This is a genomic window from Amaricoccus sp. (assembly GCF_036846665.1).
GTDB lineage: Bacteria > Pseudomonadota > Alphaproteobacteria > Rhodobacterales > Rhodobacteraceae > Amaricoccus.
In genome coordinates this window covers 1-16,501 of the sequence record NZ_DAIUBO010000077.1, presented here as the reverse complement: position 1 = coordinate 16,501, position 16,501 = coordinate 1, and the positions used below count along the sequence as shown (strand labels likewise).

The 16,501-nt window shown below is 71.2% G+C and carries 22 protein-coding genes; 9 read left to right on the top strand and 13 right to left on the bottom strand.

The window, feature by feature from the left end; genetic code table 11:
* From V7050_RS09515 to V7050_RS09490, 6 genes are all read right to left on the bottom strand, one after another.
* Positions 1-1,627 (bottom strand): M3 family oligoendopeptidase (locus V7050_RS09515; RefSeq protein ID WP_324410485.1); only part of this gene is annotated, 1,627 nt, incomplete at its 3' end.
* A 121-nt stretch (positions 1,628-1,748) separates the two neighbouring features.
* Positions 1,749-2,087: a tRNA-binding protein gene (locus V7050_RS09510; RefSeq protein ID WP_324367381.1), complete on the bottom strand. Its 339-nt coding sequence runs from the start codon at positions 2,085-2,087 to the stop codon at positions 1,749-1,751.
* 79 nt (positions 2,088-2,166) lie between these two features.
* A complete protein-coding gene (locus V7050_RS09505) occupies positions 2,167-2,631 on the bottom strand; it encodes a phasin family protein (protein WP_324367378.1) in 465 nt (154 codons plus the stop codon).
* A 93-nt stretch (positions 2,632-2,724) separates the two neighbouring features.
* Positions 2,725-3,546, bottom strand: a complete 822-nt coding sequence (proC, locus tag V7050_RS09500) for a pyrroline-5-carboxylate reductase (protein ID WP_324367376.1) — start codon at positions 3,544-3,546, stop codon at positions 2,725-2,727.
* A gap of 43 nt (positions 3,547-3,589) precedes the next feature.
* Positions 3,590-4,093 (bottom strand): YbjN domain-containing protein, encoded by a 504-nt coding sequence (locus V7050_RS09495; RefSeq protein ID WP_324367374.1) that lies wholly within the window; start codon positions 4,091-4,093, stop codon positions 3,590-3,592.
* Between the two features lie 189 nt (positions 4,094-4,282).
* Positions 4,283-4,552: an accessory factor UbiK family protein gene (locus V7050_RS09490; protein ID WP_324367372.1), complete on the bottom strand. Its 270-nt coding sequence runs from the start codon at positions 4,550-4,552 to the stop codon at positions 4,283-4,285.
* A 291-nt stretch (positions 4,553-4,843) separates the two neighbouring features.
* Between V7050_RS09490 and lgt the strand changes: the two genes are divergently transcribed.
* The 3 genes from lgt to pgeF are packed head-to-tail and all read left to right on the top strand — an operon-like array spanning position 4,844 to position 7,531.
* Positions 4,844-5,731, top strand: a complete 888-nt coding sequence (lgt, locus tag V7050_RS09485) for a prolipoprotein diacylglyceryl transferase (protein WP_324367370.1) — start codon at positions 4,844-4,846, stop codon at positions 5,729-5,731.
* Positions 5,718-6,776 carry a class I SAM-dependent methyltransferase gene (locus V7050_RS09480; RefSeq protein WP_324367368.1) on the top strand — a complete coding sequence of 353 codons (1,059 nt, stop codon included), beginning with the start codon at positions 5,718-5,720 and terminating at the stop codon, positions 6,774-6,776. The genes lgt and V7050_RS09480 overlap by 14 nt, the downstream gene beginning before the upstream one ends.
* Positions 6,773-7,531 (top strand): peptidoglycan editing factor PgeF, encoded by a 759-nt coding sequence (gene pgeF / locus V7050_RS09475; protein WP_324367366.1) that lies wholly within the window; start codon positions 6,773-6,775, stop codon positions 7,529-7,531. Before V7050_RS09480 ends, pgeF begins: the two co-directional genes overlap by 4 nt.
* Positions 7,532-7,577: 46 nt before the next feature.
* Here the strand turns inward: pgeF and V7050_RS09470 are convergent, their stop codons facing one another.
* Together V7050_RS09470 and V7050_RS09465 are read right to left on the bottom strand one after the other, a co-directional pair.
* Complete coding sequence (locus tag V7050_RS09470) at positions 7,578-8,600, bottom strand: DUF389 domain-containing protein (RefSeq protein WP_324367364.1); 1,023 nt, start codon at positions 8,598-8,600, stop codon at positions 7,578-7,580.
* A 108-nt stretch (positions 8,601-8,708) separates the two neighbouring features.
* Positions 8,709-9,209: an Lrp/AsnC family transcriptional regulator gene (locus V7050_RS09465; protein ID WP_324367362.1), complete on the bottom strand. Its 501-nt coding sequence runs from the start codon at positions 9,207-9,209 to the stop codon at positions 8,709-8,711.
* A 218-nt stretch (positions 9,210-9,427) separates the two neighbouring features.
* On the opposite strand from V7050_RS09465, the gene V7050_RS09460 reads away from it, so the two are divergent.
* Entirely contained in the window at positions 9,428-9,802 is a 375-nt protein-coding gene (locus V7050_RS09460) for an SHOCT domain-containing protein (protein WP_324367360.1), read from the top strand.
* Positions 9,803-9,890: 88 nt separating this feature from the next.
* Complete coding sequence (gene trxB, locus V7050_RS09455) at positions 9,891-10,877, top strand: thioredoxin-disulfide reductase (protein WP_324367358.1); 987 nt, start codon at positions 9,891-9,893, stop codon at positions 10,875-10,877.
* Between the two features lie 85 nt (positions 10,878-10,962).
* Here trxB and V7050_RS09450 read toward each other — a convergent pair whose 3' ends face one another.
* Both V7050_RS09450 and V7050_RS09445 read right to left on the bottom strand, forming a co-directional pair.
* Entirely contained in the window at positions 10,963-11,190 is a 228-nt protein-coding gene (locus tag V7050_RS09450; protein ID WP_324367356.1) for a DUF1150 family protein, read from the bottom strand.
* 14 nt (positions 11,191-11,204) lie between these two features.
* Entirely contained in the window at positions 11,205-11,624 is a 420-nt protein-coding gene (locus V7050_RS09445) for an Hsp20 family protein (RefSeq protein ID WP_324367354.1), read from the bottom strand.
* 163 nt (positions 11,625-11,787) lie between these two features.
* On the opposite strand from V7050_RS09445, the gene V7050_RS09440 reads away from it, so the two are divergent.
* From V7050_RS09440 to V7050_RS09425, 4 genes are all read left to right on the top strand, one after another.
* Positions 11,788-12,006 carry a YdcH family protein gene (locus tag V7050_RS09440; RefSeq protein WP_324367352.1) on the top strand — a complete coding sequence of 73 codons (219 nt, stop codon included), beginning with the start codon at positions 11,788-11,790 and terminating at the stop codon, positions 12,004-12,006.
* 76 nt (positions 12,007-12,082) lie between these two features.
* Complete coding sequence (gene purE, locus V7050_RS09435) at positions 12,083-12,583, top strand: 5-(carboxyamino)imidazole ribonucleotide mutase (RefSeq protein WP_324367350.1); 501 nt, start codon at positions 12,083-12,085, stop codon at positions 12,581-12,583.
* On the top strand, positions 12,573-13,646 hold the full coding sequence (locus V7050_RS09430; protein WP_324367348.1) for a 5-(carboxyamino)imidazole ribonucleotide synthase: 1,074 nt from the start codon (positions 12,573-12,575) through the stop codon (positions 13,644-13,646). Before purE ends, V7050_RS09430 begins: the two co-directional genes overlap by 11 nt.
* Entirely contained in the window at positions 13,643-14,089 is a 447-nt protein-coding gene (locus V7050_RS09425) for an NUDIX domain-containing protein (protein WP_324367346.1), read from the top strand. Before V7050_RS09430 ends, V7050_RS09425 begins: the two co-directional genes overlap by 4 nt.
* A 15-nt stretch (positions 14,090-14,104) precedes the next feature.
* On the opposite strand, the gene V7050_RS09420 is transcribed toward V7050_RS09425, so the two are convergent.
* The 3 genes from V7050_RS09420 to groEL form a co-directional block, all read right to left on the bottom strand.
* Complete coding sequence (locus V7050_RS09420) at positions 14,105-14,446, bottom strand: DUF2853 family protein (protein ID WP_324367343.1); 342 nt, start codon at positions 14,444-14,446, stop codon at positions 14,105-14,107.
* Positions 14,447-14,550: 104 nt separating this feature from the next.
* On the bottom strand, positions 14,551-15,333 hold the full coding sequence (gene tam / locus V7050_RS09415; protein ID WP_324367341.1) for a trans-aconitate 2-methyltransferase: 783 nt from the start codon (positions 15,331-15,333) through the stop codon (positions 14,551-14,553).
* Positions 15,334-15,599: 266 nt separating this feature from the next.
* Positions 15,600-16,501, bottom strand: a 902-nt coding sequence (groEL, locus tag V7050_RS09410; protein WP_324410482.1) for a chaperonin GroEL, incomplete at its 5' end; no start/stop codon positions are given.

Here is a 16,501-nt window from a genome sequence, read left to right as displayed (position 1 = left end):
AGAGCGCGTTCACCAGCCCGTCGCCGAAGGCATAGGCATAGACGTAGAAGGGCGAGTGGATGAAATGCGGGATATAGGACCAGAAGGTCTCGTAGCCCTCCATGAAGTCGAAGACCGGCCCGAGGCTCTCGGTCTGCACGCTCATCCAGAGCGCGTTGATGTCCGCGGGCGTGAGCTCGCCCTTGCGGCGTTCGGCGTGGAGCCTGCTCTCGAAATCGTAGAAGGCGATCTGGCGCACCACCGTGTTGATCATGTCCTCGGTCTTGGAGGCGAGCAGGATCTTGCGCGCGGCCCGGTCGGGGGCGGCGTCGAGCAGCTTCTGGAAGGTCAGCATCTCGCCGAAGACCGAGGCGGTTTCCGCCAGCGTCAGCGGCGTGGAGGCGAGGAGTTCGCCCTGGCCGGCGGCGAGCACCTGGTGCACGCCATGGCCGAGCTCATGAGCCAGCGTCATCACGTCGCGCTGCTTGCCGAGATAATTGAGCAGGACATAAGGGTGCACTTCGGTGATCGTGGGATGGGCGAAGGCGCCCGGGCTCTTGCCCGGCTTGACCGGCGCGTCGATCCAACCCCGCTCGAAGAAGGGCGCGGCGATCTCGGCCATGCGGGGATCGAAGCCGGCATAGGCCTCGAGCACGGTGGCCTTCGCGTCCTCCCAGCCGATCTTGCGGTCGTCGTCGCGCGGCAGCGGCGCGTTGCGGTCCCAGATCTCGAGCCGTTCGAGGCCGAGCCATTTCGCCTTGAGCGCGTAGTAGCGGTGCGAGAGCTTCGGATAGGCGGCGACGACCGCGTTCCTGAGCGCCTCGACCACCTCCGGCTCGACGTCGTTGGCGAGGTGGCGGGCGGATTGCGGCGCCGGAAGCTTGCGCCACCGGTCCTCGATCTCCTTCTCCTTGGCGAGCGTGTTGGTGATGCGCGCGAAGAGCGGCTGGTGGGCGCGAAAGACCTCCGCGAGCGCCTCGGCGCCGGCCTGGCGCCGGCCGCGATCCTGCTCGCTGAGCAGGTTGAGCGTGGCCTCGAGCGACAGGGCCTGGCCCGCGACGTCAAAGGTCATCCCGGCCAGCGTCTCGTCGAAGAGCCGGTTCCAGGCCGCGGCGCCGACCACGGATTGGTCGTGCAGGAATTTCTCCAGCTCGTCGGAGAGCTGGTAGGGCTTCATCTTGCGGATGCGGTCGAGGATCGGGCGGTAGCGGGCGAGATCGGCGTTCTCCGCGAGGCGGGCGTCGAGTGCGGCATCCTCGACGCGGTTGAGCTCGAGTGCGAAGAAGACCAGCGGCGCCGAGAGGTCGGTGATGCGGGTCTGCATGTCGCCGAAGAACTTGCCGCGCCCGGCATCGGTGGTGTTCTGGAAGTGCCGGAGCCCGGCATAGCTCATGATCCGGCCGGAGACGGTCTGGATGCGCTCGTAGCGGCGGATCGCCGCCAGCAATCCGGCGGCGTCGAGATCGGCGAGCCGGCCTTCGTGATCGCCGGCGAAGGCGGCGCATTCGGCGGCGAGCCAGTCGAGGTCGCGGGCGATCTCCGGCGCGTCGGGGGCGGAATAGAGGTCGCCCAGATCCCATTCGGGCAGGGGGCCGAGCGCCGCGGCGGCATCGGGCTCGCGGGCGTCTTGGGCGGAGGTGGCGGGCATGGGGGCTCCTCGGTTCGGGTCGAGGGTGAGATAGGCGCTCGCGCCGCCGCTGTCGAGGCGGCGGCCGGGGAAGCGGTCGTGCGTCCCTCCCGGCCGGCGGCCGGCCATGAGCTGCGGGCGGTCAGTGCAGGCGCTGGCCGGGCGCGACGGCCTGCTCGGGCTGGACCAGGACGATCTCGCCCTCGGCATCGGCGAGGCCGAGGGTGAGCACCTCGGAGCGGAAGGGGCCGATCTGGCGCGGCGGGAAGTTGACGACCGCGAGCACGAGGCGGCCGATCAGGGTCTCGGGCGCGTAATGCGCGGTGATCTGCGCCGAGGACTTGCGCTCGCCGATCTCGGGGCCGAAGTCGATCCAGAGCTTGAGCGCGGGCTTGCGCGCCTCCGGGAACGTCTCGGCGCGGGTGACGCGGCCGACGCGGATGTCGACCTTGAGGAAATCGTCGTAGGTTATGGTGCTCATGCGGGCCTCGCTGGGTCCGCACAAAGAAACCGCCTGCCCGGTCGGGGGCAAGCGGTTTCCGTCGGTCGATCGCGCCGGATCAGCTGCGGGTGGCCTTGGCGGCCATGTCGCGCAGTTCGGTGAGGCTCTCCTGGATGCGGGCGGAGACGATCTCATAGGCCTCGGAATTCGCCTTCTGGGCGGATTCCGCGAGCGCCTGCATATTGGCCAGCGCCTTCTCGAAGGCGGCCTTGGCGAGCTCGCCCTGGGCCTTGGCCTTGTCGGCGTCGAGCTTGGTGGCGTCGAAGGCCTTCATCTGCTTCTGGGCTTCGGCCATGGTCTCCTCGAAGATCGCCATCTGCTTCTTGAAGAGGTCCTGGTAGCCGGCGGCCGCGGCCTTGTTGGCCTCCACGAGCGCGTCCATGTTCTTCTTCTGCGCCTCCATGATCGCCTCGCCGTCGAGGCCGGGCATCTTCATGGTCGAGAGCGCCTTGGTGAAGTCGTTGCTGCGGAAGAACTCCGACATCTTTTCAGCGTCGAAGGAAAACGTCTTGGGGTCGAACATCGCATTGCCTCCTGCGGTTAAGATCATCCGATGGCCGTCATATTGTGCGCTGCAACATGGAAATCAAGGGCGAATGTTGCAGTGCAGCAAAAATCATCGCGCGAGCTCCCTGCTGCGTCGCGCGGCGGCGTTCACGGCCTCCCGAAGCAGCGGGCCGAGGCCGGCCTCTTCGTGCATCAGCACCTCGAGCGCCGCCGCCGTGGTTCCGCCCGGGCTCGTCACGTTGACGCGCAATTGCCCCGGTTCCTCCGGCGCGGCATCGGCGAGCGCGGCGGCGCCCGTCACGGTGGCGCGGGCGAGGCGCCGGGCCAGATCCGCGGGCAGGCCCTCGGCTTCGGCGGCGTCCGAGAGCGCCTCGATCATCAGGAAGACATAGGCCGGCCCCGATCCCGAGACCGCGGTGACGGCGTCCATCTGATGCTCGGATTCGAGCGTGACGGTCGGTCCGACCGCCTGCATCAGTGCTTCGGCCAGCGCCATCCGGCCGGCATCGACCCGGGAATTGCCGATGAGCGCGGTGATGCCGCGACCGATCGCGGCGGGCGTGTTGGGCATCGCGCGCACGATCGGCGTCCGGGCGCCCAGCGCGGCTTCGAGGGTGGCGATCGGCGTGCCGGCGGCGATCGAGAGAAAGAGCGTATCGCCATTTCCGAGTGCTGCGAGCCGCGGCAGGGCCGCGCCCATCATCTGCGGCTTGACCGCGAGGAGTGCCACGGCCGGCCGCGCCGGAAGCTCCCCGTTGAGGTTCAGCCCCTCGCCGGACAGGACCTCCAGGCGCGGTCCCGGCGCCGGATCGAGCACGGTGAAGGCCCCGGGCGGGATGCCGCGCGCCAGCCAGCCTTCGAGCAGCGCCGAGCCCATCTTGCCGCAGCCGAGAAGAACGAGCCCGCGCGATGCGATTTCCGACAGCGCCATGCATCCCCCTTCCCGGCCCGCAACCGGAAAGGGGGGGCCGGTGTCAGGCTCGACCGTAGGCCTCGGCCATGGCGATTCCAAGCGCCTTTTCGGCGGTCTCCCCGCCCCAGGCGACGAGCTGGAAGGCGGGGTAGAAGCGTTCGCAGGCGGTGACGGCCTTGCGCACCATGTCGTTGATCTGGGCCGAGGTGGCCTGGGCGCCGCCCGTGAGGTTGAGGCTGTAGCGATAGGCCATGAGCTTCTGCTCGCGCCAGAGCACGAAGGCACCCGACCAGCAGCGGTCGTTCGCCAGCGCCATGGCGGCATGGAAGGCGCCGAGCCGGCGTGCCGGCGGGGCCATGTCGAAGGCCGAGATCAGCCGCAGGGTCTCGTCCTGCGCCGACCAGGCGAGCGTCACGGAATAGGTCCGCCAGGTCCCCTCGATCGCCATGGCGATCTGGTCGGCCGCGATGCGGTCGAAGTCCCAGGACCGCTCCTCGGCCAGCGTCTCGACGATGTCGATGGGGTGGAGTTCCTCACAGTCAAAATCACGCTCGACAATGCCCATGCCCGGTGCCTCTGGTTCTGGCCACCGAACGGGACATCCCCCCGCTCGGGGGCGGTGAGGTTAACAACAGGTCAGCGCACACATTTGCTGACCTACCAGATATGGTGGTGCAGCGCTCCGAGTCTGTAAAGGGACAAAATGCGGAAGTTTATCTGAATTTGTCCCGAAGGTTAACGTCGCGCGGCGGCGTCAGGCCGGATCCGCGTCCTTCGGCGCGGCGGCGGCGGCCTCCAGCGCGTCGAGCCTCGCCTGAAGGGCGGCGTTCTCCTCGCGGGCCTTCTGGGCCATGGCGCGGACCGCGTCGAATTCCTCGCGGGTCACGAGATTGCGATCGGCGAGCCAGCGGTCGACGAGACCCTTCAGCGCCGTCTCGGCCTCGGATTTGGCCCCATGCGCGACGCCGAGGGCGTTCTGCATGAGCTGGGCAACGTCATCGAGAACCTTGTTGCGGGTCTGCATCTTCGTCTCCTGTTCGGACGTGACCTATATGGCGGCGGAGGGCGGTCTTGCCAAGCGGGTGCCTGGAGACGGGCGGGCGCTGCGCGGCGCTCCCCGCCGGGTGGGATGGTGGCAAAGACGCGCCGGGAAGCCGGACGGGAGGGTCGCGTTGCCGGATGCAATCCCCTTGGGAGATCTCGCGCGCGTGCCATGCGCACGGCTTGCACCGTGCTCCGACATGCCGCCACGGGCGGCTTGACACCGGTACGCCGCGCCCCGATTCAGGGGCGCCCAGCCGCGCCCGGAGCCCGCATGCCGCCCTTGCCCTTTCCCGACATCGATCCGGTGCTGGTCTCGTTCCGGGTCTTCGGGGTGGAGCTGGCGATCCGCTGGTATGCGCTGGCCTATATCGCCGGGCTGCTGCTCGGCTGGCGCTATGTCGCGGCGCTGATGCGGCGGCCGGCGCTCTGGGGTGGGACGGCGCCGATGCGCCCCGAGCAAACCGACGACCTGCTGACCTGGATGATCCTCGGGGTGATCCTCGGCGGGCGGCTCGGCTACGTGCTCTTCTACCAGCCGGGCCATTATGCGGCGCATCCCGCGGAGATCCTCGCGGTCTGGCAGGGCGGCATGTCGTTTCACGGCGGCTTTCTCGGCGTCTTCGCCGGGGTGGTCGGCTTCGCCTGGCGCAACGGGCTCGACTGGCTGCGGGTGGGCGACGCGGTGGCCGCCGCGGCGCCGATCGGGCTCTTCTTCGGGCGGGTCGCCAATTTCATCAATGCCGAGCTCTGGGGACGGCCGACGACGCTGCCCTGGGCGGTGGCCTTTCCCGGCGAGGCGGCCTCGACCTGTCCCGCCGGCTGGGAGGGGGCCTGCGGGAGGCATCCCTCGCAGCTCTACGAGGCGGGGCTGGAGGGGCTGGTGCTCTTCTGCCTGCTCGCCGTCGCGATCCGGCGCGGGGCGCTCAGGCGCCGCGGGCGGGTCTTCGGCATCTTCCTGATCGGCTACGGGCTCGCCCGGATCCTGGTCGAGCGCTACCGGGTGGCCGATGCGCAATTCGTCACGGCGGAGAACCCGCTCGGGCTCGTGCTGCGCTTCGGAGAGACCGGGCTGAGCATGGGGCAGCTCCTCACCCTGCCCATGCTCGGGCTTGGGATCGCCTTCCTCTTCTGGCCCTGGCGGCGGCGTGACCCCGCTTGAGGCGCGGATCCGGGCGCGGATCGCATCCGAAGGCCCGATGCCGGTGGCGGAATTCATGGGCCTCTGCCTCGGCGATCCGGAGCATGGCTATTACATGACCCGCGATCCCCTCGGCAGGGCGGGGGATTTCGTCACCGCGCCGGAGATCAGCCAGATGTTCGGCGAATTGCTCGGCGCCTGGGCCGCGCAGGTCTGGGGCGATCAGGGCCGGCCCGATCCCTTCCTGCTGGTCGAGCTCGGGCCGGGGCGCGGCACGCTGATGCGCGATGCCCTGCGGGCGGTGGCGGGCGTGCCGGGCTTCCGCGCGGCGGCGCGCATCGTGCTGGTCGAGACGAGCCCGGTGCTGCGCGCCCGGCAGGCGGAGGCGCTCGAGGGCAGCGGGGCGCGCTGGGCGGGCTCGCTGGCGGCGCTGCCGGAGGTGCCCCTGATCGCCATCGCCAACGAATTCTTCGACGCCCTGCCGGTGCGCCAGTTCCAGCGGCTGGGCACGGCCTGGCGCGAGCGGCTGGTGGTGCTGGAGGGCGGGCGGCTCGCCTTCGACTGGGGGCGGCCACGGGCGGAGGCGGTGCTGGAGGCGCGGTTCGCCGCGGTGCCGGACGGGGCGGTGGTCGAGCTCTGCCCCTCGGGCGAGGCGGTGGCGGCGGCGCTGGGCGCGCGGATCGCGGCGCGGGGCGGGGCGGCGCTGATCGTGGACTACGGGTGCTGGGACGGCATCGGCGACAGCCTTCAGGCGCTGGCGGGCGGGGCCCATGCCGATCCGCTGGCGCGGCCGGGCGAGGCGGATCTGACCGCGCATGTGCGGTTCCGGGCGCTGGCCGAGGCGGCGGGGGCGGGCCTGCGCGCCTCGGGGCCGGTGCCGCAGGGGGTGTTTCTCGAGCGCCTCGGCATCACCGCGCGGGCGCGGGTGCTGGCGCGGGGCGCGGCCGGCGCCGAGGTGGCGGCCGCACATCGCCGCTTGACCCATCCGGAGGAAATGGGAAACCTCTTCCAGGTGCTCGCCCTCACGCCGCGGGGCGCGCCGGTTCCGCCGGGGTTCGATCCATGACGCTCGAGATCCTGACCAGCGATCTGCTCGGCCCGGTGCGCCACGGGTTCTTCACCCGGCGCGGCGGCGCCTCCTCGGGCATCTTCGCCGGGCTGAACTGCGGCCCCGGCTCGGGCGACCAGCGCGAGGCGGTGGCGATGAACCGGATGCGCGTGGCCGGAGCCATGGGCGTGGCGCCGCCGCGGCTGCTCTCGCTGCACCAGATCCATTCGGCGGAGGTGGTGGTGGCCGGGCCGGAGGGCTGGGTCGAGCGTCCGCGCGCCGATGCCGCGGTCACCGCCGCGCCGGGGATCGCGCTGAGCGTGCTGACGGCCGATTGCGCGCCGGTGCTCTTCGCCGACCGCGCCGCGGGGGTGGTCGGCGTCGCCCATGCCGGATGGCGCGGCGCGCTCGACGGCGTGCTGGAGGCGACGCTGCTCGCCATGGAGCGGCTGGGTGCCACGCGCGGCGCGATCGCCGCGGCGGTGGGGCCGACGATCAGCCAGCGCGCCTACGAGGTCGGGCCGGAATTCGCGCATCGCTTCATCGATGCCGATCACGCGCATGGGCGGTTCTTCGTCAACGGGGAGGGCGACCGCTACCGCTTCGACCTGCCGGGCTTCGTGCTCGAACGGCTGCGCGGCGCCGGCGTGGGCGAGGCGGGCTGGATCGGCACCTGCACCTATTCCGAGCCGGAGCGGTTCTTCTCCTACCGCCGCGCCACCCATGCCGGCGAGCCGGATTACGGGCGGCTGATCTCGGCGATCCGGCTGTGAGGCCGGCGCCGCGCCGCGCGGGCGCCGGCGCGGGTCATGGGGGGCGCTAGCCGGGGCCCTCGGTCCCGGCGCCGGGCACCCGCTGCGATTGCGACCGCACCGTCACCAGCTCGACCGCGACGGGGTGGCCGATCCTGCCTTCGAGGGCGATCGCCAGGGCCGGAAGCGGCGGGGGCTCGTCGGGGCCGTTGATGGTGATCTTGATGCTGTCGCCCCGCACCTGCACCGCATGCAGGGCGAAATCCGTGCCGGCGAGCCATTGCTCGGCTTCCTCCCGCGCCTGGCTCCTGGCCCGGGCCTCGCCGTCCAGCGCGACGCTGGTCGCCGCGAGCGGCACCGCCACCAGCACCACGGCAGCCGCGATCACGACGAAGGCATTGCGGCGGGCGCGGCCTCGGAGCTTGACTGTGGCGGCGGCGGAGAGCCCGAGCGCCGCCAGCAGACCGCCCCCCGCGAGCAGGATCGCCAGCATGTTGGTGACGAAGAGCAGGAGCGCGCCCTGCGCCGCCTCCGCTTCCCCGGCGGAGAGGGCGATCCCGACCACGCAGAGCGGCGGCACCAGCGAGATGGCGATGGCGACGCCCGGCAGCGAATCGGCGATGTCGTCGCGGCTCATGCAGAAGGCGCCGGCCGCCCCGGAGGCCAGCGCCGCGGCCAGGTCGGCGATGCGGGGCTGGATCCGCCCGGTGATCTGGCTGTTGCCGTCGAAGGACAGCTCGCCGCTGTAGAGCGTCGCGAGCGCCCAGGAGAGCGCGACCACGCCGAGCGCGCCGGCGACCACCAGCGCGAGCGAGCGCGCGGCGCGGTCCATGCGCCCCGTCACGATCGCCGCCGCCGCCGCCATGATCGGCGTCATCAGCGGCGCGATGATCATCGCGCCGATCACCGCGGCCGTGGAATCGCTGAGGATGCCCATGGTGGCGATGACCGCCGAGAGGAACAAGAGCACGCCGAAGCGCTCGAGATAGAGCCGGCGGCGGCCGTGCTCGAAGAAGAGCTTCCGCTCGAAAGGCGGCACCAGTTCCGGGGTGAAGCGGTTCTCCCGCAGGAGGTTCGGTAGGATCGTCATGGCCCCCATCGCTGCAGACGTGCAATTCCGGCGCTGGTCGAGGATGCTGCGCTTCCGCCGCTCCGCCCGCGGCCAAGGTGACCGCGCGGGGGCGGCGCATGTGCCAGGTCAGTCCCGTGCGCTCGCCCGGGCCTCGAAGACGTCGAAGGGCACCGCCGGCTCGTCCTTGGCGCAGCGGATGACGAGGCTGGTCTTGACGCTCGCCACGTTCGGCGCGGCGGTGAGTTCCTCGGTGAGGAAGCTCTGGAAGGTGGAGAGGTCGGGGGCGACGCATTTGAGGATGAAGTCGATCTCGCCGTTCAGCATGTGGCATTCGCGCACCAGCGGCCAGTCGCGGCACTTGGCCTCGAAGGCCGAGAGGTCGCGCTCGGCCTGGCTCGAGAGGCCGACCATGGCGAAGACCCGCACCTCGAAGCCGAGGTCGCGGGCGCTGATGCGCGCGTGGTAGCCCTCGATCAGCCCCGCCTCCTCGAGCGCCCGGACCCGGCGCAGGCAGGGGGGCGCCGAGATGCCCACCCGCCGCGACAGCTCGACATTGGTCATCCGCCCGTCGCCCTGCAGCTCGGCGAGGATCCTGCGGTCGATGGCGTCGAGCTTGTGATCGGTCATGGCACGGGGGGTCTCGGCTGCAGCGCCATTCTTCCATAGGCTGAAGCACCGCTGGAAACAATCAGCTTCGGCGCGGCGGCGGGCGCGCGGCGATCGCAGGAACCGCTTGATCTCGCGGTGCGGAAGGGCAAAGTGCGCCACGGCCGTTCGCCTTCGAGGCGATCGGCGTAGCGCGTATGCCGGCAGGGCCGGCGCGGCATTTCATGCGAGGTTCGGACATGCATCTTGGTAACGTGAGTTTCGGGAACTTCCTCCTGGACATCCTCTTCATCGTCTTCTTCGTGGTCTGGTTCTGGATGATCATCACCGTGCTGGTGGATCTGCTGCGCCGGCACGACCTGTCGGGCTGGTCGAAGGTGATCTGGGTGATCTTCCTGGTCGTCCTGCCCTATATCGGGGTCTTCGCCTATCTGGTGACCCAGAGCGGCAGCATGGCGCGGCGCAGCGCCGAGCAGGCCGAGGAGGCGCGCGAGCAGCTGCGCAAGGTCGTGGGCTTCAGCGTCGCCGACGAGATCGAGAAGCTCGACCGGCTCAAGGCGTCCGGCTCGCTCAGCGAGACCGAATACAAGGCCCTGCGCGCCAAGCTCGTCTGACGGCCCGGCGTCGCCCCGCCGGGGCGGCGCTTCACACCGCCGGGCGGCGGGCCTATATGTTCGCCGCAAACCGGAAGGGGTCCCGACCATGTCCCATGCGCGTCACACCAGGCTGCTCATCATCGGCTCGGGGCCGGCCGGCTATACCGCCGCCGTCTACGGCGCGCGGGCGATGCTCGCGCCGATCCTGATCCAGGGCATCCAGCCGGGCGGGCAGCTGACCATCACCACCGAGGTGGAGAACTGGCCCGGCGACACCGAGGTCCAGGGGCCGGATCTGATGCTGCGCATGGAAGCGCATGCCAAGGCCACGGGCGCGGAGGTGATCGCCGATCACATCAATGCGCTCGACCTGTCGCGCCGGCCTTTCACCGCCACCGGCGACAGCGGCACCACCTATTCCGCCGATGCCGTGGTGCTCGCGACGGGGGCGCAGGCGAAATGGCTCGGGCTGCCGAGCGAGGAGAAGTTCAAGGGCTTCGGGGTCTCGGCCTGCGCCACCTGCGACGGCTTCTTCTACCGCGGCCAGGAGGTGGTGGTGATCGGCGGCGGCAATTCGGCGGTCGAGGAGGCGCTGTTCCTGACGAATTTCGCCGCGAAGGTCACGCTGGTCCACCGCCGCGACGCGCTGCGCGCCGAGCGCATCCTGCAGGACCGGCTGTTCAGGAACCCCAAGATCGAGACGATCTGGTTCCATACCCTCGACGAGGTGCTGGGGGGCGAGAACCCGCCCGGCGTGACCGGCGTGCGGCTGCGCGACCTGCGCGACGGCAGCCAGCGCGAGATCCCCTGCTCCGGCGTCTTCGTCGCCATCGGCCATGCGCCGGCCTCGGCGCTGGTGGCCGACCAGCTCGAGACCCATCACGGCGGCTATGTGGTGACCAAGCCCGATTCGACGGCCACGGGCATCCCCGGCGTCTTCGCCGCCGGGGACATCACCGACCACGTGTTCCGCCAGGCGGTGACATCGGCCGGCATGGGCTGCATGGCGGCGCTGGAGGCGGAGCGGTTCCTGGCGGCCGAGGACGCTGTGGCGCCTGCCGCGCCTGACGTCGCCGCCGTCGGCGCGGGCTGATCACGGGCCGAGAGTCACGGGCCGGGTAACGGGCCGGGTAACGGGCCGAGGGCGCCCGGGCGGCGGGTGGGCGCCGCCCGCGCCGTCAGTGCACGCTCACCGGCGAGAATTCGTTCTGGCGGGCGACGATGAAGGCCTGGTTGCGGTCCCGCACCAGCGCGAGCACGTCGCCGCTGTCGGAATGGATCGCATAGAGGTGGTCGAGGCCTTCGGTCTGGGCGCGGATCGCCTCGGGGAGATCGGCGGTCTTGACCTCGCGCACATAGACGATGCGCTTGTCGCCGCCGGTGGGGAAGCTGGGAAAATCGGTCATTGCTCGGGCCTCCTTCAGGTCTTCTTGCCGTTGATCGGGATCGTTCGGACGATCGCTTCGGGCGGGTTGCGGCGCAGCTCGATGTTCAGGAGCCCGTTCTCGAGCCCGGCCCCGGTGACCTCCACGCCATCGGCGAGCACGAAGCTGCGCTGGAACTGCCGCGCGGCGATGCCGCGATGGAGGTAGACGCGCCCCTCGGCCTCTTCCGACTGCCCGCCGCGCACGGTGAGCTGGTTGGCTTCCAGCGTGATCTCGAGGTCGTCCCTGGCGAAGCCCGCCACCGCGAGGGTGATGCGATAGGCGCCCTCGGCGGTCTGCAGGATGTTGCACGGCGGATAGCCGTCGCTGCCGGCCTTGGCGGTGCGCTCGACCAGGCGATCGAGCTGCTCGAACCCCAGCAGATAGGGATGCGAGGCGAATGTGACCTTCGTCATGTCGTCTAAGCCCTTGTTTCAAGCGACTTGCCGCGGAACCCCGTTTCGGCGGTTCCCTTGAGCAAATGGGGGCGAGGGCGGTGAATGGCAAGGGCGCGCCGGGACTAGGCGCGCGGGGCGCGGCGGCGTATAACCCATGCCCGGGACCTTTGGATGTGACGCCATGACCGAACCGCCCACCATGTCGCGCGAGGAGGTGCTGCGCATCAAGATGGGCCTCCTGCAGCGCGAGCACCGCGATCTCGACGAGGCCATCGAGGCGCTGCACAAGGATGGCAAGGTGGACCAGCTGACGCTCCGGCGGCTGAAGAAGCGCAAGCTGATGCTCAAGGACCAGATGACCAGGCTCACCGACGAGATCGAGCCGGACATCATCGCCTGAGCGACCCGGCGCGCACGGCTTGCACGCCGGGCACCCGCGGCTATAGTCGCGCGCCTCGCCATTCCGGAGCCTGCCCATGAACCTCTCCCCGACCGGCCCGCGGATCGGCATCGTCATGGGAAGCCAGTCCGACTGGGCGACCATGCGCGCCGCCGCCGAGGTGCTCGAGGCGCTGGATCTGCCGTTCGAGGCGCACATCGTCTCGGCGCATCGCACGCCCGACCGGATGTTCGTCTATGCCGAGGAGGCCGCCGGGCGCGGGCTCGCCGCGATCATCGCCGGCGCGGGCGGGGCGGCGCATCTGCCGGGCATGCTGGCGGCCAAGACCCGGCTGCCGGTGCTCGGGGTTCCGGTGCAGAGCGCCGCGCTCTCGGGGCTCGATTCGCTCCTTTCCATCGTGCAGATGCCCCGCGGCGTGCCGGTGGCGACCTTCGCCATCGGGCCGGCGGGCGCGGCCAATGCCGCGCTCTTCGCCGCCGCGATGCTGGCGGTCGGCGATGCCGCGCTGGCCGGGCGGCTCGAGGCCTGGCGGGCGGCGCAGACCGAAGCCGTGGCCGAGATCCCCGATGCCTCCTGAGCCGCTGCCCGAGGGAGCCCGGATCGGCATTCTCGGCGGCGGGCAGCTCGGCCGGATGCTGGCGCTGGCGGCGGCGCGGCTGGGGATGCGCGCCCATGTCTTCGAGCCGGCGGCGGAGCCCTGCGCCGGGCAGGTGGTCGAGCGGGTGACGCGGGCGGAATACGACGACCGCGCCGCGCTCGAGGCCTTCGCGGCATCCGTCGACGTGGCGACCTACGAATTCGAGAACGTGCCGCTGGCGGCGGTCGATGCCGTGGCGGCGCGCGTGCCGGTGCGGCCGGGGCGGCGGGCGCTGGAGGTGGCGCAGGACCGGCTGGCGGAAAAGGAGTTCCTGCGCGGGCTGGGCCTGTCGGTGGCGCCCTATCGCCCCGTGGACGGGCCGGAGGATCTGGCGGCGGGCTTTGCGGCGCTGGGGGTGCCGGCGATCCTCAAGACGCGCCGGTTCGGCTATGACGGCAAGGGCCAGGTCCGCATCGAGGCCTCCGGCCCATCCGCGCCGGAGGCCTGGGCGGCGGTCGGGGCGGCGCCCTCGGTGCTCGAGGGTTTCGTATCCTTCGAGCGCGAGGTCTCGGTGATCGGGGCGCGCGGGCTCGACGGCGCGGTGGTGGCCTTCGATCCGGGCGAGAACCTGCACCGCGACGGCATCCTGCACTCGACCTCGGTGCCGGCGGCGATCGCGCCGGCGCTGGCGCAGGACGCGGTGCTGATCGCCGGACGCATCCTCAACGCCCTCGACTACGTGGGTGTGATCGGCGTGGAGATCTTCGCGACCGAAACCGGCCTCGTGGTCAACGAGATCGCGCCGCGGGTGCATAATTCCGGGCACTGGACCCAGGACGCCTGCCTCACCGACCAGTTCGAGCAGCATGTGCGCGCGATCTGCGGCTGGCCGCTCGGCGACGGGCGGCGGCATTCGGATGCGGTGATGGTGAACCTGATCGGCGAGGCGGTGGCGTCGGCCCCCGGCGAGACCGGGGCGGCGGTGCATCTCTACGGCAAGGGCGCGGCGCGGCCGGGGCGCAAGATGGGGCATGTCACCCGGATCGCGCCACGCCGGCCATGAGCGGGGTGCGCCTCGCGGTCCGGGCGGTGGTCCTGGACGCCGGGCGGCTGCTCCTGGTCAATGCCTATCCCGGCGAGCAGAGCGACCTCTGGTGCACGCCCGGCGGCGGCGTCGAGGCCGGGACGAGCCTCGAGCACAACCTGCGGCGCGAGGTGCTCGAGGAGACCGGACTCGCGGTCCTGCCCGGGCGGCTGCTGGCGGTGTCGGAATTCCACGACCCCGCGAGCGGCTTCCACCAGGTGGAGCTGCTCTATCGCGCGCGCCTGGGCGGGGCGGCGGCGGGGGCGAGGCTCGCCGATCCGGCGGGCGTGGTGAACCGCCTGGCCTGGGTCGATGCCGGCGCCATGGCGCGGCTGCGCTTCAAGCCGGACTGCCTCGCGCGCATCGCCTTCGGCCCGGATGGGCCGACGGTCCACGATCCGCTGGAGGCGATGGTGCGCTGAGGCCGGCCGCCGCGCTCAGGCGTAGACGCTCTCCCGGCCGAAATGCCTGGTCAGCAGGTAATAGACCACGGCGCGGTACTTGTTGCGGTTCGCGCGGCCGTAGGTTTCGAGCACGGCGTCGATCCCTGCGGTCAGCGCGGGGCCGTCGGCGAGGCCCAGCTTCTTGATCAGGAAGTTGTTCTTCACCGTCTCGATCTCGCTCTCGCTGGTGCCAGCGACGGTCGAGGAATCCGCGTTGTAGATCGCCGGGCCGCAGCCGATGGTCACCTTGGTCAGCAGGTCCATGTCCGGGTTCACGCCGCATTTGTCGCGCAGATCCGCGGCATAGAGGGCGATCAGGTCGTCGCGCTTGCTCATCTGGTCTCTCTCCCCGGGAGATACGGCCGGCGTTCCGCCCGGCCCCGTCGGAGCCTAGGCGGCTGCGATCCGGCGCGTCAAGGACATGCCGCGGAGGCGCCGCCTCAGCGCGTCGCGACGAAGAAGAGCCGCGGGAAGGCGAGGAGCACCTTGCCGTCCGCCGCCGCGGGATAGGCCTCCGCCAGCGCGGCGCGGTAGCGGTCGAGGAAAGCCGCGGCCCGGCCTGCGTCGAGCGGCGCGAGGAAGGGGCGCAGGCCGGTGGATTTCAGCCATTCCACGATCGCATCGACGCCGTCGAGCGGGTGGAAATAGGTGGTGCGCCAGAGATCGACCGAGGCCGCCCCCGCCTCCCGCAGCAAGTGCCAGTACCAGCCCGGCGCCTGCCGCGGCACGCGCGCGGCGGCGGCGCCGGACAGCGCGGCGCTCCAGGGCCCCGCCGCCGCCACCTCGCGCATCAGCCGGTGCGAGGGCTCGTCGAGGTTGTCGGGCATCTGCACCGCGAGGCTGCCGCCGGGCGCCAGCCGCGCCAGGAGCGCGGGCAGCAGCCGGTCGTGGCCCGGCACCCATTGCAGCGCGGCATTGGCGAGGATCACGTCGAAGGGCCCCGGATCGGCCCAGCGGGCGATGTCGGCCGCCTCGAAGCGCGCGTCCGGCAGGCGGCGGCGGGCGGCGGCCAGCATGTCGGGAGAATTGTCGATCCCGAGCATGTCGGCATCGGGGAAGCGGTCGCGCAGCAGTTCGGTCGAATTGCCCGGGCCGCAGCCGAGATCGACGGCGCGGGCGGCCCGGGACGCGGGGATGCGGGCGATCAGGTCGCGGGCGGGCCGGCTTCGCTCGTCCTCGAAGCGGAGATATTGCGCCGACGACCAGTCGGGACCCGGGCTCAAGGCCTGCCGCTCCCGGCCGAGGCGGTGCCCGCCGCGCTCCGCCGCCGCGGCTCCGGCGCCCCTTGCGGGTCGTTCCTGCTCTCGGCCATGGCGTTCCCCCGGATGCCTGCCAACGGGCCCGCTCTGCGCCCGGGCCGCGGGCCTGTCAAGGCGCCGGGCGCGGCGGGTGCAGGCGCTCCGCCCGCATCGTCGCCGCGACCGGCCCGGCAGAAGAAAAGGGGGCCTCGCACGAGGCCCCCTCCGGATTGCTCAGCCCTGCGGCTGGATCACATCATGCCGTCCATGCCGCCCATGCCGCCCATGCCGCCGCCGGGCATGCCGCCCTGGCCCTTCGGCTCGGGCTTGTCGGCGATCATGGCCTCGGTGGTGATCAGCAGGCCGGAGACCGAGGCGGCGTCCTGCAGCGCGGTGCGCACGACCTTGGCCGGGTCGATCACGCCGAACTTGAACATGTCGCCATAGGATTCGGTCTGGGCGTTGAAGCCGAAGGTCTCGTCGGTCGATTCCATGACCTTGCCGGCCACGACCGAGCCATCGACGCCGGCGTTCTCGGCGATCTGGCGCAGCGGCGCCTGGAGCGCCTTGCGGACGATCGCGATGCCCGCGGTCTGGTCGGAATTCGCCCCGGTCATGTCCTGGAGCTTGCGGGAGGCGCGCACCAGTGCCACGCCGCCGCCGACCACGACGCCTTCCTGGACCGCGGCGCGGGTCGCGTTGAGCGCGTCGTCGACGCGGTCCTTGCGCTCCTTCACCTCGACCTCAGAGGCACCGCCGACGCGGATGACCGCGACGCCGCCGGCGAGCTTGGCCAGGCGCTCCTGCAGCTTCTCCTTGTCGTAGTCCGAGGTGGTCTCCTCGATCTGCTGGCGGATCTGGGCGACGCGCGCCTCGATCTCGGCCTTCTCGCCATGACCCTCGACGATGGTGGTCTCGTCCTTGGTGATGGTGATCTTGCGGGCCTTGCCGAGCATGTCGATGCCGACGTTCTCGAGCTTCATGCCCAGATCCTCGGAGATCACCTGGCCGCCGGTCAGGACGGCGATGTCCTGCAGCATGGCCTTGCGGCGGTCACCGAAGCCCGGCGCCTTGACGGCGGCGATCTTGAGGCCGCCGCGCAGCTTGTTGACCACGAGGGTCGCGAGCGCCTCGCCGTCCACGTCCTCGGCGA

What these genes read in the sequence shown, in the direction of transcription:
- pgeF (WP_324367366.1), top strand. Translation starts at nt 6,773, where the DNA reads ATGACGCTCGAGATCCTGACCAGCGATCTGCTCGGCCCGGTGCGCCAC.
- V7050_RS09505 (WP_324367378.1), bottom strand. Translation starts at nt 2,631, where the DNA reads ATGTTCGACCCCAAGACGTTTTCCTTCGACGCTGAAAAGATGTCGGAG.
- trxB (WP_324367358.1), top strand. Translation starts at nt 9,891, where the DNA reads ATGTCCCATGCGCGTCACACCAGGCTGCTCATCATCGGCTCGGGGCCG.
- V7050_RS09510 (WP_324367381.1), bottom strand. Translation starts at nt 2,087, where the DNA reads ATGAGCACCATAACCTACGACGATTTCCTCAAGGTCGACATCCGCGTC.
- V7050_RS09450 (WP_324367356.1), bottom strand. Translation starts at nt 11,190, where the DNA reads ATGACCGATTTTCCCAGCTTCCCCACCGGCGGCGACAAGCGCATCGTC.
- V7050_RS09490 (WP_324367372.1), bottom strand. Translation starts at nt 4,552, where the DNA reads ATGCAGACCCGCAACAAGGTTCTCGATGACGTTGCCCAGCTCATGCAG.
- V7050_RS09495 (WP_324367374.1), bottom strand. Translation starts at nt 4,093, where the DNA reads ATGGGCATTGTCGAGCGTGATTTTGACTGTGAGGAACTCCACCCCATC.
- lgt (WP_324367370.1), top strand. Translation starts at nt 4,844, where the DNA reads ATGCCGCCCTTGCCCTTTCCCGACATCGATCCGGTGCTGGTCTCGTTC.
- V7050_RS09465 (WP_324367362.1), bottom strand. Translation starts at nt 9,209, where the DNA reads ATGACCGATCACAAGCTCGACGCCATCGACCGCAGGATCCTCGCCGAG.
- proC (WP_324367376.1), bottom strand. Translation starts at nt 3,546, where the DNA reads ATGGCGCTGTCGGAAATCGCATCGCGCGGGCTCGTTCTTCTCGGCTGC.
- V7050_RS09460 (WP_324367360.1), top strand. Translation starts at nt 9,428, where the DNA reads ATGCATCTTGGTAACGTGAGTTTCGGGAACTTCCTCCTGGACATCCTC.
- V7050_RS09440 (WP_324367352.1), top strand. Translation starts at nt 11,788, where the DNA reads ATGACCGAACCGCCCACCATGTCGCGCGAGGAGGTGCTGCGCATCAAG.
- V7050_RS09420 (WP_324367343.1), bottom strand. Translation starts at nt 14,446, where the DNA reads ATGAGCAAGCGCGACGACCTGATCGCCCTCTATGCCGCGGATCTGCGC.
- V7050_RS09470 (WP_324367364.1), bottom strand. Translation starts at nt 8,600, where the DNA reads ATGACGATCCTACCGAACCTCCTGCGGGAGAACCGCTTCACCCCGGAA.
- purE (WP_324367350.1), top strand. Translation starts at nt 12,083, where the DNA reads ATGAACCTCTCCCCGACCGGCCCGCGGATCGGCATCGTCATGGGAAGC.
- V7050_RS09445 (WP_324367354.1), bottom strand. Translation starts at nt 11,624, where the DNA reads ATGACGAAGGTCACATTCGCCTCGCATCCCTATCTGCTGGGGTTCGAG.
- V7050_RS09425 (WP_324367346.1), top strand. Translation starts at nt 13,643, where the DNA reads ATGAGCGGGGTGCGCCTCGCGGTCCGGGCGGTGGTCCTGGACGCCGGG.
- V7050_RS09430 (WP_324367348.1), top strand. Translation starts at nt 12,573, where the DNA reads ATGCCTCCTGAGCCGCTGCCCGAGGGAGCCCGGATCGGCATTCTCGGC.